This is a genomic window from Streptomyces sp. NPDC003379 (assembly GCF_053589195.1).
Genome location: NZ_JBSFRK010000093.1, coordinates 1 through 15,959, shown reverse-complemented (window position 1 = coordinate 15,959; position 15,959 = coordinate 1). Strand labels below are relative to the sequence as shown.

At 68.2% G+C, this 15,959-nt stretch carries 11 protein-coding genes and 3 pseudogenes; 9 read left to right on the top strand and 5 right to left on the bottom strand.

Annotated features, from left to right (window positions below):
* Window positions 1–95: 95 nt before the first annotated feature.
* The 5 genes and pseudogenes from pflB to ACWDVB_RS39335 form a co-directional block, all read left to right on the top strand.
* Window positions 96–2,143: pseudogene (pflB, locus tag ACWDVB_RS39355) on the top strand (formate C-acetyltransferase); the annotation flags it as partial.
* 8 nt (window positions 2,144–2,151) lie between these two features.
* Window positions 2,152–2,889, top strand: coding sequence for a pyruvate formate-lyase-activating protein (gene pflA, locus ACWDVB_RS39350; protein ID WP_451519784.1), 738 nt, complete (start codon window positions 2,152–2,154; stop codon window positions 2,887–2,889).
* 223 nt (window positions 2,890–3,112) lie between these two features.
* Window positions 3,113–4,105 (top strand): annotated as a pseudogene (gene gap / locus ACWDVB_RS39345) (type I glyceraldehyde-3-phosphate dehydrogenase).
* A gap of 123 nt (window positions 4,106–4,228) precedes the next feature.
* Window positions 4,229–5,966 (top strand): annotated as a pseudogene (locus ACWDVB_RS39340) (GAF domain-containing protein).
* 588 nt (window positions 5,967–6,554) lie between these two features.
* Window positions 6,555–7,037: a GNAT family N-acetyltransferase gene (locus ACWDVB_RS39335; RefSeq protein ID WP_451519783.1), complete on the top strand. Its 483-nt coding sequence runs from the start codon at window positions 6,555–6,557 to the stop codon at window positions 7,035–7,037.
* Between the two features lie 61 nt (window positions 7,038–7,098).
* Here the strand turns inward: ACWDVB_RS39335 and ACWDVB_RS39330 are convergent, their stop codons facing one another.
* The 3 genes from ACWDVB_RS39330 to ACWDVB_RS39320 are packed head-to-tail and all read right to left on the bottom strand — an operon-like array spanning window position 7,099 to window position 9,307.
* Window positions 7,099–7,956, bottom strand: a complete 858-nt coding sequence (locus tag ACWDVB_RS39330) for an IS5 family transposase (protein WP_451519782.1) — start codon at window positions 7,954–7,956, stop codon at window positions 7,099–7,101.
* Between the two features lie 20 nt (window positions 7,957–7,976).
* Complete coding sequence (locus ACWDVB_RS39325) at window positions 7,977–8,387, bottom strand: RacP protein (RefSeq protein ID WP_451519781.1); 411 nt, start codon at window positions 8,385–8,387, stop codon at window positions 7,977–7,979.
* 2 nt (window positions 8,388–8,389) lie between these two features.
* The gene (locus ACWDVB_RS39320) at window positions 8,390–9,307 is read right to left on the bottom strand and encodes a DUF6192 family protein (RefSeq protein ID WP_451519780.1); all 918 of its coding nucleotides are present in this window, start codon (window positions 9,305–9,307) and stop codon (window positions 8,390–8,392) included.
* Window positions 9,308–9,581: 274 nt separating this feature from the next.
* Here ACWDVB_RS39320 and ACWDVB_RS39315 point away from each other — a divergent pair, with 274 nt between their 5' ends.
* From ACWDVB_RS39315 to ACWDVB_RS39300, 4 genes are all read left to right on the top strand, one after another.
* A complete protein-coding gene (locus tag ACWDVB_RS39315; protein ID WP_451519779.1) occupies window positions 9,582–10,619 on the top strand; it encodes a hypothetical protein in 1,038 nt (345 codons plus the stop codon).
* 160 nt (window positions 10,620–10,779) lie between these two features.
* The gene (locus ACWDVB_RS39310; protein WP_451519778.1) at window positions 10,780–11,832 is read left to right on the top strand and encodes a hypothetical protein; all 1,053 of its coding nucleotides are present in this window, start codon (window positions 10,780–10,782) and stop codon (window positions 11,830–11,832) included.
* Between the two features lie 366 nt (window positions 11,833–12,198).
* A complete protein-coding gene (locus ACWDVB_RS39305) occupies window positions 12,199–13,068 on the top strand; it encodes an IS5 family transposase (RefSeq protein ID WP_451519777.1) in 870 nt (289 codons plus the stop codon).
* 112 nt (window positions 13,069–13,180) lie between these two features.
* Window positions 13,181–14,242, top strand: coding sequence for a DUF6461 domain-containing protein (locus ACWDVB_RS39300; RefSeq protein ID WP_451519776.1), 1,062 nt, complete (start codon window positions 13,181–13,183; stop codon window positions 14,240–14,242).
* 233 nt (window positions 14,243–14,475) lie between these two features.
* Here the strand turns inward: ACWDVB_RS39300 and ACWDVB_RS39295 are convergent, their stop codons facing one another.
* Together ACWDVB_RS39295 and ACWDVB_RS39290 are read right to left on the bottom strand one after the other, a co-directional pair.
* The gene (locus ACWDVB_RS39295) at window positions 14,476–15,513 is read right to left on the bottom strand and encodes an NAD(P)/FAD-dependent oxidoreductase (protein ID WP_451519775.1); all 1,038 of its coding nucleotides are present in this window, start codon (window positions 15,511–15,513) and stop codon (window positions 14,476–14,478) included.
* A 110-nt stretch (window positions 15,514–15,623) separates the two neighbouring features.
* On the bottom strand, window positions 15,624–15,959 hold a 336-nt coding region (locus tag ACWDVB_RS39290; protein WP_451612049.1), incomplete at its 5' end, for an ATP-binding protein.

The window sequence follows — 15,959 nt, the reverse complement described above, 5'->3', positions numbered from 1 at the left end:
CCTTGAGCAGGGCCCAGAAACTCTCCGCAGCCGCGTTGTCGAAGCATGATCCGGTGCGTCCACAGCTGCTGCGCAGCCCCAACCCTCGTATTCGGCGCCGCAAGGGCGTCCTCGACGTCGACACCGCCACCCCCTCGACGATCACCTCGCATGCGCCCGGCTACATCGACCCGGAGCTGATCGTCGGCCTCCAGACAGACGCACCGCTGAAACGAGCGATCATGCCCAACGGCGGGCTGCGGATGGCGGAGAACAGCCTGAGGGCCTACGGCTATGAGCCCGACCCGTTCGTGACGAAAGTCTTCGGCACCTACCGCAAGACCCACAACGACGGCGTCTTCGACGCCTACACCCCCACCATGCGGGCCGCCCGCAAGGCCGGCATCATCACCGGCCTGCCCGACGCCTACGGCCGCGGCCGCATCATCGGTGACTACCGCCGCGTCGCCCTGTACGGAACCGACCGGCTCATCGAGGCCAAGCACGCCGAACGTGCTCTGCTCGATGCCCGGCCGTCCACTGCGGACACCATCCGCGACCGTGAGGAACTCGCCGAGCAGATCAGGGCGTTGAACGAACTGACCCGCATGGCGGCGACCTACGGCTGCGACGTCTCCCGGTCCGCCGCCACCGCACGCGAGGCCGTGCAGTGGCTCTACCTCGGCTACCTGGCGGCGGTGAAGGAGCAGAACGGCGCGGCCATGTCGCTGGGCCGCACCTCCACCTTCCTGGATATCTACCTCCAGCGGGACCTGGACGAAGGGCTCCTCGACGAGACCCGTGCCCAGGAGCTGATCGACGACTTCGTCATCAAGCTCCGCATCGTGCGCTTCCTGCCCACCCCCGAATACGACGCCCTGTTCTCCGCGACCCGACGTGGGTGACGGAGTCCATCGGCGGCATCGGCGCCGACGGCCGACCGCTGGTTACCCGCACCTCCTTCCGTTTCCTGCAGACGCTTTACAACCTCGGCCCCGCCCCCGAGCCCAACCTCACCGTGCTGTGGTCACCCCGGCTGCCCGAGGGGTTCAAGAGGTTCTGCGCCCAGGTGTCGATCGACACCAGCGCCGTGCAGTACGAGTCGGACGAGCTGATGCGCCCGCGCACCGGCGACGACACCGCGATCGCCTGCTGCGTCTCCGCCATGGCGGTGGGCAGGCAGATGCAGTTCTTCGGCGCCCGGGCCAATCTCGCCAAGGCCCTGCTGTACGCGGTCAATGGCGGCCGGGACGAGATGAACGGCGAACAGATCGCCCCCAAGATGCCGGCGCTGACCGGCGCATATCTGGACTTCGACGAGCTGTCGGCCGCCTACGACCGTGTCCTTGACTGGCTCGCGCAGACGTATGTCGACGCGCTCAACGTCATCCACTACATGCACGACAAGTAGGCCTACGAGCGCATAGAGATGGCCCTGCACGACCACCCGGTCCACCGCTTCATGGCCTGCGGCATCGCCGGACTGTCCGTCGCTGCCGACAGCCTCTCCGCCGTCAAGCACGCCCGCGTGAAGGTCATCCGAGACGAGACCGGACTGGCCTTGGACTTCCAGACCGAGGGCGACTTCCCCGCGTACGGCAACAACGACGACCGGGCCGACTCCCTCGCCGTCGACCTGGTGGAGTCGTTCATGACCAAGGTACGCAAGCACCCCACCTACCGGGGTGCCGAGCACACCCAGTCCGTGCTGACCATCACCTCCAACGTCGTCTACGGCAAGCACACCGGCAACACCCCCGACGGCCGCCGTGCCGGACAGCCCTTCGCCCCGGGCGCCAACCCGATGAACGGCCGCGACAAGCACGGCGTGGCCGCCTCCGCCCTCTCGGTGGCCAAACTGCCCTACGAGGCGGCACGGGACGGCATCTCCCTGACCACCACGATCACGCCGGAGGGGCTCGGTCACGTCCCCGAGGAACGCGCGGGCCACCTCGTCGGCCTCCTCGACGCCTACATGGCCTCCGGTGGATTCCACATGAACGTCAACGTCCTGGACCGAACCGTCCTGGAGGACGCCATGGAACGCCCGGACAAGTACCCCGAGCTGACGATCCGGGTCTCCGGATACGCGGTCAACTTCGCCCGCCTGACCCGCGAGCAGCAACTCGACGTGATCAGCCGCACCTTCCACGGATCGCTGTGAACGCCACCATGGCGGACACGGCCACCGGGCAGATCCACTCCTGGGACCTGTCCACCGGCGTGGACGGTCCCGGAACCCGGTTCGTCCTCTTCACCAGCGGCTGCCCGCTGCGCTGTCTGTACTGCGCCAACCCCGACACCTGGCTCCTGCGCGACGGACGGGAAGTCCGCATCGACGAGGTGATGTTGGAGATCGACAAGTACCGGGCGTTCATCACCACGGCCGGCGGCGGAGTGACGCTCACCGGCGGAGAGCCCCTGCTCCAGCCCGCGTTCACCGGCGCCGTGCTGCGCCGCTGCAAAGAGGCCGGGCTGCACACCGCACTCGACACCTCCGGTTTCCTGGGGGCCCGGGCCACGGACGGACTCCTGGCCGATACCGACCTGGTGCTGCTGGACATCAAGTCCTTCGACGCCGCCACCTACCGCAAACTGACCGGCGGCCGGCTCGCCCCCACGCTCGACTTCGCCACGCGCCTGGACCGCCTGGGCAAACCCATGTGGATCAGATACGTGCTGGTGCCCGGCTGGACGGACCACGCGCAGGCCATCGAGGGGCTCGCCGGCTTCCTGGCGGGTCTGGGCAGCGTCGAACGGGTCGACGTCCTGCCGTTCCACAAGCTCGGCGCAGCCAAGTACGACGCCCTGGGCGTCCCCTTCCCCCTGCGGGACACGCCACCTCCCGACGCGGCCCTGGTGGACCGGGTTCGCCACCAGTTCCGCACCCACGGGCTGACGGCCCACTGACCGGGACATGGGATCACTCCCAATGCTCCATGCCACACCGGAAGAAGCGGCGGCCATGGCCTCCGGGCTGCAAACCGATCGCCTGCTCGGCGGACCCCGGGGACCGAAGGTCCCTTCGGAGCAACCTCATAGGGCCCATGGCCCCCCAGGAAGACTCAGGCAAGGCTGGGAACGGGCCCAAAACGACACTGGGCATCACCGACCACCAAAGAGGGCGACGGACATGACCGTGCGTGTGGGCATCAACGGCTTCGGCCGCATCGGCCGCAACTACCTGCGCTGTGTTCTGGAGCGGACCGCCGGCGCTGCAGCACCGGTGGAGGTGGTGGCGGTCAACGATCTCACCTCCCCGGCGGCGCTGGCGCACCTGCTGGCCTACGACTCGACGTATGGCCGGCTGCACCGCACCGTCGAGCACGATGACACCTCGCTGACCGTGGACGGGCACCGCATCGTGGTCACCGCGGAGCGGGAACCGGCCGCGCTGGCCTGGGGCGAGCTCGGAGTGGACGTGGTGATCGAGTCGACCGGCCGCTTCCGCACCCGCGACCAAGCCGGCCTGCACCTGGCGGCCGGGGCACGCAAGGTGCTGCTGTCCGTACCGGGCAACGAGGGCACATACGATGCGGAGCAGCACCACGTGATCTCCAACGCCTCCTGCACCACTAACTGCGTGGCCCCTATGGTCCAAGTCCTTCACGACCGCTTCGGCTTGGTGAAGGGGCTGATGACCACCATCCACGGCTACACCAACGACTAGGTCGTCCTGGATGGCCCGCACAAGGACCTGCGTCGCGGCCGCTCGGCGGCGGTGAACATCATCCCCCCCACCACCGGGGCCGCACGCGCCGTCGGTCTGGTCCTGCCGGAGCTGGCAGGCACCCTGGACGGCAGCGCCGTGCGCGTCCCGGTCGAGGACGGCTCGCTGACCGACCTGACCGCGGTCCTCCAACGACCGGTGAGCGCGGAGGAGGTCAACGCCGCCTACCGGGAGGCGGAGCAGGGGGTGCTGAAGGGCGTGCTGAGGGTGTCCGATGCTCCCATCGTCTCCCGCGATGTGGTCGGTGACCCCGCCTCGTGCGTCCTGGACGCGCCGCTGACCCAGACGCACGGGGACCTGGTGAAGGTCTTCGGCTGGTACGACAACGAGTGGGGGTACACCAACCGCCTGCTGGACCTCACCGAATACATCGCGACCCGGCTGCCCCGAAACTGATACTTCCGGCCAGCCGGCCGGTATGGCGGCGCTGACCTCTCATCGTCCTGCTGTTCGAGCCGATACCGTGACAGTTGCACGGTACGGCTGCCGACAAGCGGTGGGGCGTCGAAGGAGTCAGCGGTGGAGAACGCCGAAGAAGCCCGCGAGGCACGGGTGCGTCTGCCGCAACTGCGGCTGGACGAGCTGCTGGAGGAGCTGCAGGCCCGCCTCGATGCCGCACGCGGCACCCGGGACCGCGTGCACAGTCTCCTGGAGGCTGTGCTGTCGGTCGGCCGGGAGCTGAATCTCGAACAGGCGCTGTACAGCATCGTCGAGGCCGCAGCGGCCCTGGTCGATGCGGAGTACGCGGCCCTCGGGGTGATCGGACCGGACGGCAAGCGGCTCTCGGCCTTCCACACGGTAGGGGTCAGCGACGAGCAGATCGCCCGCATCGGCCCCTTCCCGGAGGGCCACGGCATCCTGGGCGAGCTGATCCGCCACCCCGAACCGCTGCGGCTGGCGAAACTCTCCGACCACCCCGCCTCCTACGGATTCCCGGCCCACCACCCGCCCATGAACACCTTCCCTGGGCGTCCCCATCCGGGTACGGGACCACGTCTTCGGCAACCTGTACCTGACCGAGAAGCGGGGCGGGCAGCAGTTCGACGAGGACGACGAGTCGGTCCTGGCCACCCTCGCCGTGGCGGCCGGCGTCGCGATCGACAACGCCCGCCTGTACGAGGAGTCCCGGCTGCGCGAACGCTGGCTCCAGGTGAACGCGGAGATCACGCACACCCTGATGTCCGGCGCAGACCAGGGCGGCGTGCTGCCGCTGATCGCCGAACGAGCCAGGGAGATCACCGCGTCCGCCCTGAGCGTGGTAGCCATGCCGGTGAGCGGAACTGACAACCTCGCGGTGGAACTCGCCGTAGGCCACGAGACCGACGCATGGCGCGGCGTCGTCCTGCCCATGGAAGGGACCCTCATCGGGCAGGCGTTCGCCCAAGGGGTGTCTGTCAGCAGCCCGGACGTTTCACGCGACTCCCGGGTCTCGGCCGGTCCGCCGCGCTTCGACGGGCTGGGGCCGGCCGTCGCCGTACCGATCGGCTCCGGCGACGACGCCCGCGGCGTGGTCCTGCTGGTCCGGCAATCGGGTGGCCTTGAGTTCTCCGAGAAGGAGACCGAGCCGCTCCAGATCTTCGCAGCCCAGGCCGCCGTCGCCATGGAGCTGGCAGAACGCCGGCAGGATGCCGAGCAGATCGCCCTCCTGGAGGACCGCGACCGCATCGCACGCGACCTGCACGACCTGGCGATCCGACGGCTCTTCGCCACGGGCATGACGCTGCAGAGCGCGGGCCGGCGAGTCCGGGACGACGTGGCTTCCGAACGGATTCTGCGGGCCGTGGACGACCTCGACGAGACCATCAAGATCATCAGGTCGACGATCTTCGGTCTGCGCTCCCGCGACGACGACGCGGCTCCCGGCCTGCGCTCCCGCGCGGTACGTGCGGTCGGCGAGGCCGCTCCACTGCTGGGCTTCGCTCCCAGCGTGCGCATGGAGGGCCTGCTCGACACGCACGTGCCCGCGGAGACCGCCGACCACGTCCTGGCCGTCCTCACCGAGGCCCTGACCAACATCGCCCGGCACGCCCGTGCGCACCGCGCCGACGTCGTGCTGGAGACCGACGGCAAGCAGGTCCGTCTGACGGTCACGGACAACGGCGTCGGCATCCCGGCCGAAGGCCGCCGCAGTGGGCTGACCAATATGGCCGAGCGGGCGCACAAACTCGGCGGGGACATGGAACTGAGCAGACCAGAGGGCGGAGGCACACGGCTCATGTGGCACGCGCCGCTGGGGCAGGCCGCGGACGCATCGTAAGCGGCCACCTGCGCATCGCCGCGGCGGTTCACCTTGCTCGTCGTGGGCCGGTGACGCGGCTGCTTTTGTGCTCCGCCCCTCCCGCTCCACCACGCTCCGGCTCATCAAGGGGGAGCCGAAGGCCCACCGGCATCTGGGCTGTACGAGGCACGGGGCGACGTGCGCAGCAGTTGCTTCTCTCCCTCCGCCCCCCGCTGCCTGTACACCTGCTCACCGAACCAGCCCGGGCCCCTACCCGCGAAGGAGCTTCTGTCCTTTCCGGAGCCGATGCGCCGAAGGCCGCGCCCGACCGCCGCCGGGACCCGCACGGTGTACGTCCTTGGACCCAACTGGAAGCAGCGGGGCGGGGAGTTGTGCAGGAAAGGGACGGCCACGGCCGCAGGAACCCGGACCTCAGAACCCATCCTTAAACCTGCACGTCGCGAGTAAACCTCTGGCATGAGCATGTGCTCGCCCATTAGCGTCGCTCGCATGCAGTGCTTCGCTTCCTGGCGTACTCGCCGCTGAGGGTTGGCCCGCCGCCACGACATGCCGCGAGCGGGCCACAGGTTTCCCGTCTCCCTCCCTCAGTTTTGAGAGGCACGCTTCATGCTCATTCGCGAGTTCGCTCAGAGCGACCTGGCACGCCTGACCCAGCTGACCATCGAAACCTTCCAGGCGTTCTACGAGGGGTCGTTCCGCCCATTGGTGGGCGACGCCGTCTTCGACATCCAGCACGGCAAATGGCGTGACGACTACCGCCAGCAGGTTCCTGGCCTGCATGACCCGGAGCAGAACAAGTACGTGGCGGTGGCAGAGGCCGACAGCGTCATCGTCGGCTACGTCGGCTGGCAGGCAGATCCGTTCCGCGGACACGGCAGGATCGAGATCCTCGCCGTCGCAGAGGACCACCGTCGCGACCACGTCGGCACCGTGCTGTGCCAGCACGCCTTCAGCGAGCTGCGCGGTCTCGGCGCGAAGATGGTCGAGATCGGCACAGGCGGTGACGCCTTCCATGCGCCAGCCCGCGGCCTGTACGAGAGCCTCGGCTGCGTCAAGCTGCCGACGGCGGTGTACTTCCGCCAACTCTGACCGGCCCTGGGGTGGGTCGCAGGACCGCGGCCCACCCCAGGTAGCAGATTACGTTTTGTCGTCAGGCAGACTGCAGGGCGGGGTGCGGCCGTGGCATGGAGGCATTGGGTTGGGCCATCGGCCGGGTGAGCCTGCGGGTCATGAGCGTGATCGACGCCAGGGTAAGCATCGCTTCGGAGTGTTCGGGCCGGGTCTCGTAATCCCGGACATTCCGACGCGCATGCAACAGCCACGCCAGCGACCTCTCCACTACCCAGCGCCTCGGCAGGATCACGAAGCCCTTCACGTCTTTCGGCCTGCTCACGGTCTTGATCGTCAGATGGAGGAAGGACTTGGCCCAGTCCACGAGCTTGCCGGCGTAGGCCAGATCGGCCCAGACGATGGTGACCTCGGGGTGCATGAGCCGAAGCCGGAAGAGGGCTTCACGGGCTGCGACGCTGTCGTGTATGTCGGCCGGGGTGACCATCACGAACAGCGGGAGCCCCTTCAGGTCCACGATGACGTGTCTCTTGCGGCCCGGCGTCTTCTTTCCTGCGTCGTATCCGGAGGTGGAGCGCGGAACGGTGGCGGCGACCTTGACGGACTGCGAGTCGATCACCGCCGCCACCGGATGCGGAGAGGTGCCCATGGCCCGGCGGATCCGGCGCCGCAACTGGTCACGGATGAGGTTGAAGACCCCCCGGGCGGACCAGCGGCTGAAGAACCCGAACACCGTCTTGAAGGGCGGGTAATCCTGTGGGAGGGCGGACCATTTGCAGCCGGTGTCGACGAGATAGCGCAGAGCGTCAACGATCTCACGCCGCGGATGGGCCTCTGGCCGACCGCCGCGCGGTGTCTGGCAGGCCGGCACCGGCAACAAGGGCTCGATGAGCAGCCATTCCAGGTCCGTGGTGTCCGAGGGATAGCGCCGCTGCCGCATCGCGCCCGCCTCCCGTTCCGTCAGGCGATCAGGTCGAGGGTGGACTCGACGGAATTGAGCTGGGCGACGATGTGCCGCACTCGCTTATCCTCTGGATCCAGGGCGGCGTGTGGGGCGATGGTGCCGGTGATCAGGCGGCGGACCTCGGTGAGCAGCACGTGGACCCGGGCCGTCTCGTAGGTCTCCAGCTCGTTCGGGTCCGCGCTGAACGCGTAGCCGTCTGCCCTGGTGTAAATCACCGGTGGCCAGCCCTTCTTCGTGATGATGTCGCGCATCATCGCCATTCCCGATTGCACTTGGCTGCGGGTGAGTTCGGTGGCCCGCATCAGCTGGGGCATGTGGAGACCTGCCGGGCGGGCCTGCATGAGTGCTCTCCAGATCGCTTCCGCGTGCTCGCGTGCCGCGTCGCCCCGGTGCCGTGACCGGGGCATTCCTACTCGCCCCGCAGGAGTTTCGCGAGCTCCTCGTCGACGTCGACCTGGCCTGTGTCCACGGCGGTGAGGATCCACTCGCAGGTCGCGCGGACACGGTCGACGTTTCGGTGCACCGTGTCGCGTTCGTCGTCGGAGAAGGGCCGCTCGCGCAGTGACGGGACGATCCGGCCCGTGGCCGCGACGAACCGCTGGCAGGCCCCGACCAGGTCGAGGAACTCCAGCGCGTGGTTGATCCGCCGCACGGTCGGCTCGAACGGTTCCTCGGCGCCTTCGAGCTGCTGCTCGTGGGCCTCGCGCAGCTGGCGGGACTGTTCGACCTGAGCGTGATTTACCTGGTGCCGAGCGGTGTCGTCGGTCATGGCCTTGAACGCCACCGATGGACGCCGCAGAAGATCGGTCGCCACCTGCGCGGCAACCTGCTCGTCGGCGACCAGGTCGTGCACGGCCTCGATCTTCTCCTGCGCCGTTTCTGGGCCCGGCCCGTGGTAGCCCACTCGCTGCCGGGAGGTCTCCGGTGTCCACCGCCGTTTGCCGGTCCGCTCGTCCAGCGGCGGGTTCTTGATCGCCGCCCACCGTTCCTCGTCGTCAGAGATCGCGGCCAGGGTCTGGTGCGTACTGAACGCCACTCCAGAGCATCGGTGCTGCTCAGGCCACCGGCTGGCCACCCACCGATACGACTTCAGCGTGTTGTAGGGAACGTTGACGTCTTCCGACAGCCGGTGCAGCCATGCCGACACCCCAAACAGGTCGTCCCGCACCGACCGGCCGCCATGATCCTGCATCGGGACGACTTCCAGCGCACCGTCACCGATGATGAACGAACTCTTCGACAACTTCTCGACGGCCTCGCGCAGCCTCTCCACGATCTGCCCATAGCGCTCGATGCTGACGCTGCCGATCTGCTCCGTACTGGGCACGGCACCCACCCCCTGCCAGGCCGGAGCACGGCCCCATGGCCGTGAAGGGGAACCCCGGCCCACCCGGTACGGGCAGAGTCCGCCCGCCGCCGCACCCCGGAAAGGCGTGTCACCACGGCGCGCGAAGCACCCGAAAGCTCTCCGCAAAGCCCGCTGCCGGGCCACTGCGAACGGAGCGCCCGGGGCGTACGGAAGCCTCTACCGAGACGCGTGTACGAGATCAACAGGGGTTCAAAGATGGGCTCTCAACGCCTCCACAGGCGGCGGCAAGTCGGTGACCCTGCGCTGCATCGCCTGCCAGATGCTCCACCACGGCTCCCTCGTGTACGTCCTCGACACCAAGCGGATCTCCCACCCGTGGGCGAACGGACTGCCCGGCGTCACCTACTGCCGCGACATCGCCGACATCCACGACCAGCTCATCGAGCTCGGCATGGAAGGCCGCAAGCGGGTGCGCCTCGCCGACGAACTCGGCATCGACGCCCACCCGGACGCCATCGGCCCGCGGCTGCTGATCCTCCTCGAAGAGGTCAACGCCACCATGAAGCAGCTGGCGCGCTACTGGGAGCGGACCCGCGAGCCGGGCGATCCGAAGGTCTCCCCGGCCGTCGACGCCCTGAACGAGATCCTCTACATGGGCCGCCAGGTCCGCATGCACGTCCTCCTGGTCGCCCAGTCCGCGACCGCCCGCGCCCTCGGAGGCCCGGAGGTCCGCGAGCAGTTCGCCACCCGCATCCTCGCCCGCTACAGCGTCAACGCCTGGCGGATGCTCGCCCCGGAAATCCACCCTGCACCGAAGTCCACCAAGCACATCGGCCGCGCCCAGGTCGTCATCGGCGGCACCGCCCGCGAGACCCAGGTGCTGTTCTTCACCGACGCCGAAGCCCGCGAGTGGGCCACCACCGGCGCGGCGCCCGCCATCAGGCGCGCCGTCCCCGCCCAGCCCGGTCCGGTGCAGCTGCACAAGACGCCGGCCGACTCCCTCACCACGGTCACTGACCCCACGCGTCTCCCGGCGGACGCGGCCCCCGCGACAGAGCTGGCCACGGCCGCCGAACCGGTCGCCACGGCCCCGGTGGCGTCGACGACCGCCCCGGCCTACGACGACCAGGCGGTGGGACTGCGCCAGGCCGCCGAACACCACCTGTCCGGCATCACCCTCGCTGCGCTTCGCTTCGCCCGCGCCAACGACCCCACCTTCCCGACCGTCGCCGACAAACGCGGCGCCGAACTCCTCTACCGTGTCGGCGACCTCAAGAAGTGGGCACGCAACCGCCCCCGCGCCGCCACCGGGACCACCGACCTGCCCTGACCCACTCGGCCCGTGCGCCGAAGTCCGCGAATGGACCCCGTCTGGTGAAGGGGTGTCCGACCGGCACGATGAGCACGCCCTGGGCGTCCTGGAAGTAGAGGGCCGATGTCAGACCCCCTCCGTACCCTTGGCACTGAGTCATCCGCGACAGGAGGCCAACGTGGCCCGCAACTCCATCAATCAACGCGCGATCGATAGGCAGCTCAAGGACCTCGCCAAGGGCTACGAGCGCGCGGCCCGGCGAAACCCGATCCGCGTGCCGATCCAGACGGAGGTGTCTGCCGAAGGAGGCTCTGTGCCCGGCCGTGACACCGCCGAAGGCCACCCGGCCCTGGCCCGGCTCCTGCTGTGGCTGGACGAGCAGGCCCAGCAAAACCCCTCGCAGTACATCGACGTCGCCCGGTTCGTCGAAGAACAGCAGCTGCACGACGAGGACGCCTCCGTGCTCGCCTTCGAACTGGAACAGCGCGACCTGGTCCGCGTCGCACGCACCATGGACGACACCTCCGACGTCCACCTCACCGACGCGGGCCGCGCCGCGATCCACCGGCTGAAGAAGCTGCGGGGAGACCGCGCCGCCCGGCTCCGCTACACCATGGACGCCTTCCAGCGGTGGCTGTTCGACACCGCCGGCAACCAGCAACCCGTCGACCCGACGCACTTCTGCGCCGCGCCCGCCGCCTACTTCGCCGGATCCGGCATCGCCGACGACGACCTGCACGAAGCGCTCGCCTACCTGGCGGAGCACAAGCTGATCAAACGCACCGACACCGACCCCGCCACGGTCGCCATCACACCCCAGGGCATCAGCTGCGCCCTGTCAGGAGGAAGCGTGCAGGACCACATCAACCAGCCCCGCCCCGGCACCACTTACAACAACTACATGCCGAACGCCAAGGGCGTCATCATCGGCGAGCAGCAGCACTTCACTCAGAACAACACCGACGGCATTGACCCGACGCTGTTCGCCCAGCTCGCCGGATACATCGGCCAGGTGAGCAACACCCTGGACATGTCCGAGACGGACCGTGTGGAGCTGGAGCATGTCGCCCAGGACCTCCACACGGAGGCGACCTCCGAGACTCCTGAGCCGGGCCGCCTGCGCCAGCTCGCCACCCAACTCAAGGACAAGCTCCTGGAGACCGGCACCACCATCGCGGCCACGATGGGCGTGCAGATGGCCGACCAGGCGCTGGCCGCGCTAGTGCAGTAGCCCCTCCCCAAAGTTGAACGGCGCGGAGCTCGTGGCGGCCCGGAAGAGGGCGGGTGTGGTGCAGCAGTTGACGACTGCGCCACGATGAGACACCGTCTCGGAACCTCCGGATCAAAGGTTGGAGACGGCGTCTGAGAGGTCGTTTTCATCCTTAATGCGGTGGTAGCTCCATGTTACGCCTGCTGCTGATCTGGTGCTGTTGGTATGGTCGAGGTGATTGCGCTCGCCGGGACAGATGGTGGGGCGTCTGGGGCAGGAGTCAGCTTGGGTCTGTCTCATTCCAGGACGCCCGGTTCTGCCCCGGGCTTCGGTCCAGCAGGATGCACGCCTGGGCGCACGCCCCCACTCGGCGGTATCTCCCAGGTCATGACGGAACGTCGTGCGTATCCGAGTGATCTGTCCGATGCCCGCTGGGAGTTGATCGAGCCGGTGCTGTCCGCGTGGCGCTTCGAGCGCCGCGGGCGGGCCCTGGACTTCGGACGCCCGCCGCGGCACGACCTGCGCGAGATCATGAATGCGATCCTGTATGTGGACCGCACTGGCTGTCAGTGGGCCTATCTCCCGCACGATTTCCCGCCCTGGCAGTCGGTCTACGGCTACTTCGCCAAGTGGCAGAAGGACGGCATCTTCGCCCAGCTCAACGGTCTGCTGCGGGAGTTGGTGCGCCAGCAGGAAGGGCGGGACAGGCACCCGTCGGCCTGCGTGATCGACGCGCAGAGTGTGAAGACGTCCACCTCGGTGCCCGCCCGGAGCCAAGGCGTCGACGCGGGCAAGAAGATCGTGGGCCGCAAGCGCAGCATCATCACCGACACGCTCGGCCTGCTGCTGGCCGTGCTGGTCACCGCGGCCGGCGTGCAGGACTCCACAGCCGGCCGCACCCTGCTCGAGCAGGCCGCCGCCGTCCACCCCGGCCTGCGCAAAGTCTGGGTCGACGGCGGCTATCGCAAGCACTTCATCGAGCACGCCGCCACCCTCGGCATCGACCTTGAGATCGTCCAACGCCCGCCCGGGGCCAAGGGCTTCACGCCGATCCCGAAACGCTGGGCGGTGGAGCGCACCTACGGCTGGCTGATGCTCCACCGCCGTCTGGCCCGCGACTACGAAACCCACCCACACCGGTCCGAGGCCATGATCCACCTCGCCATGACCGACCTCACGGCCCGCCGGCTCACCGGCGAGAACACCATCTCCTGGCGAGACCCGACATCAGCACATCAAACCCGCGTCCAGGGATGAAACAACGGGATGAAACGACCTCTGAGGAGTGCCCCCTACATTCCTGTCGAGGGCACGCCCGCGCTCGATGGATCGGGGCTCGACTGTCAGTGGCGCAGACGACAATCCCCGCATGACCTCATCCCAGCACCTTCAGGGCCTCCTCGCCGATTTAGGACTTGAGCAGGCAGCCACGTTCACCGCCGTGCACGGCGGTGACCAGGACGCTGTCATCCGGCTCTTCGGCGGCAACCCCCAGCAGTGCCGCCCCCTGCGACTGGAGGAACTGCGCGAGCATTACGACAGCGATCTCATCCTGGTCTCCCGGTCAGGACCTGCCGTCATCGTCGTGGAGAACAACAATCATCAAGGGTCTCGCGAGGAGGTGCTGCGCCCGCTCTCCCGGCACGGCCGCACCGCCAGCGCCTACTGGAACGTCAACGCGGTCTCCCAGCTGAGCCTGGCCGAGGACGGGCTGATCTCCTCCGCATTCGAAATGCTCGCGCCCGAGGACATATTCGGCGCGCGCCCCGACGCCTGGCAGCCCCTGCTGGAAGGCCTGAACCTGGAAGACGATGACAACCTGTGGGGCGCTGGCCTGGCGGCTGTCGAGCGCGCGACCGGTGCGCGCTTCGACAACTCCTGGGTACGCGGCCCGCACCGCGCTGTGGAGATCACGCGGGTGCCGGAGTACCTGCTGGGGCAGGGACTCATCGACTCGCCCCTGCTCAAACGGGAGCCCTTCATCAGCTATCTGGTCGGCCTTAGACCCTCGCTGCTGAAACCGATGCGGCGCCACGCCCTGGACCTGGCCCTCGCACATGCCGGCCTACGCGAACACCCCCTGGCCGTATCAGCACTTACAGCCGCCACCCTCCCGGCCGACGCGAGAGTGCGGCTGCGCGAGGACCTCACTGCCGCACACGACCAAGCGCACCCCAGGGCTCACGCACTGCTGATCGGCGAGCCGGTGGACTTCGAACCCGAGTGGGAACGCCCCTCCCACCTCGTCTTCCGCCAGGCCATCGTCTTCGGTGTCCTCGCCCAGTGCGTCGCTGCCCATCTGCCCACCCAGGCGGACGGGCTCCCGGACATCCTCAGTTCCTTGGTCACGGCGATGACCGGGGACGGCGCACGGGTCGAGGAGTTCTGGATGGTCAAGCACCTGCACGACGCGGCACGAAGAGCAGCCTGACCCGCGCAGCTGGACACCGCACCGTCAGGCCCCGGCGAACTCGCCGGGAAGATCCCGGCCGTCGACCACAGGAGAACCTCCATTCCGAGGTTGCAAGATGGGTTGTGAGCGCGGACGCTACGTCAGCGCCCAACGAAGCGGTGGCTATGTCAGTGTCTGCGGATGCTGTTTCGCGACGACTTCGGGAGTCGCTGAGCTCGGGTCTTCTTGATCAATGTCGTCGAGAAGTGATGTCAGTGGGCGCGCGGGCGGCAACGCTGTAGCTCGGGGGCTGGCCTGCCCGTCACCAGTTCGTCTGCGATGAGCCGTCCGGCAGTGGGCGCCAAAGTGATGGCGGAGTGCATGACGGCGACGTAGACGGATCGATCGTGTGTCGCGTAGCCGATGACGGGCCCGTGCGCGGGCATGGGGCGTCTGCCAGTGCGGTAGCCCAGCAGGCGGCACTGGTCGCTTCCTTGGAAGGTCGTCTTCAAGTGCTGGAGCGCGTCTTGCGCGGTCTGCGCCAACGCTGCTGCGCCTTCAACATGCGGAACGACCAGCAAAAGGTCGCCGTCCCGTACCTCTCGGACCTCGAACCCAGGGCCAGCCACGATGGTCTTGACCAGGCCAGGCGGTGCTGTAACCCGCGCGAGAGTGGCCGGGGAAGCGGCAATGGTCACGTTGACCGGTAGCGGCTCGCAGAGCTTGGGGACGCCTGTTCCGGCAGTGAGCACGACGGTTGCGGCGGTGTGGAGTCCCGTCGAGGTCAGCACTCCCTCGACGCGTCCGCCTGTCACCTGCAAGGAGGTGACCATGGTGTTGTGGAGCACGGTTGCTCCATGGGCATCGGCGGCTTCCACGAGGGCTTGGGTCATGGCCGTCGGGTCAACGCCTGCATCGCTCGGGGTGTGGATGGCCTGATCGGGTGGGTGTCGGAGGTTGGGCTCCAAGGCTGCGATGTCACTTCGCCCGATGCGGAACTGGCCTGGTCCCGGCCGTGAGTCCTCAGCCGGGCTGGCGGCCCAGGACAGCGAGCCGGTCCGGCGGACGGTGACATGGGGCAGTTCGGTCTCCAGGCGCCGGTAGTCCGCCAGGACGTGTTCGCGGAGCTCTTGAGCTCCGCCGGGCCAGTGGCCTCCCGCACCTCTGATCCAGGCGAAGGACCCTCCGGTGACCCCGGCAGCCGGTGCAGGTCCTTGCTCGAGCAGGGTGACCGGGACGCCCCGACGTGCCAGGTGGTAGGCCACTGAGGAGCCGACGATTCCCGCACCGACAACAACAACGGCTGACATGAGGTCCTTCTCGATAGGTCAACGACCGTTCAGGCTGTGGCTCCAGCCCTAGAGACACAGTCAGGTCGCGGCCGGGATGGCGCAACGGGATTTGCTGCGACTCGTCTTGTTCACCTTGCTTCGGCTCGTTCGGCCTGGGCTTTGGTGTGGGCGAGGCGGTAGGACTCGGTGCCGGTCTGGATGATGGCGCCGTTGAAGGTAAGCCGGTCGACGATCGCGGCGCAGAGCCGGGGGTCGGTGAACGTCTTCGTCCAACCAGAGAACGACTCGTTGGAAGCGATCGCGACACTGTTCTTCTCCTCCCGCTCGGTGAGGACCTGGAACAGCAACTCCGCGCCGCGGCGGTCGAGTTCCATATGTTGGGTCGGGGACGGGACGCCGTGCACCGTTTCCGGTGTCGGTTTTCCCGTCCCCGCCCGCCGAACCGGACGTGCCCGTTGGCCGAG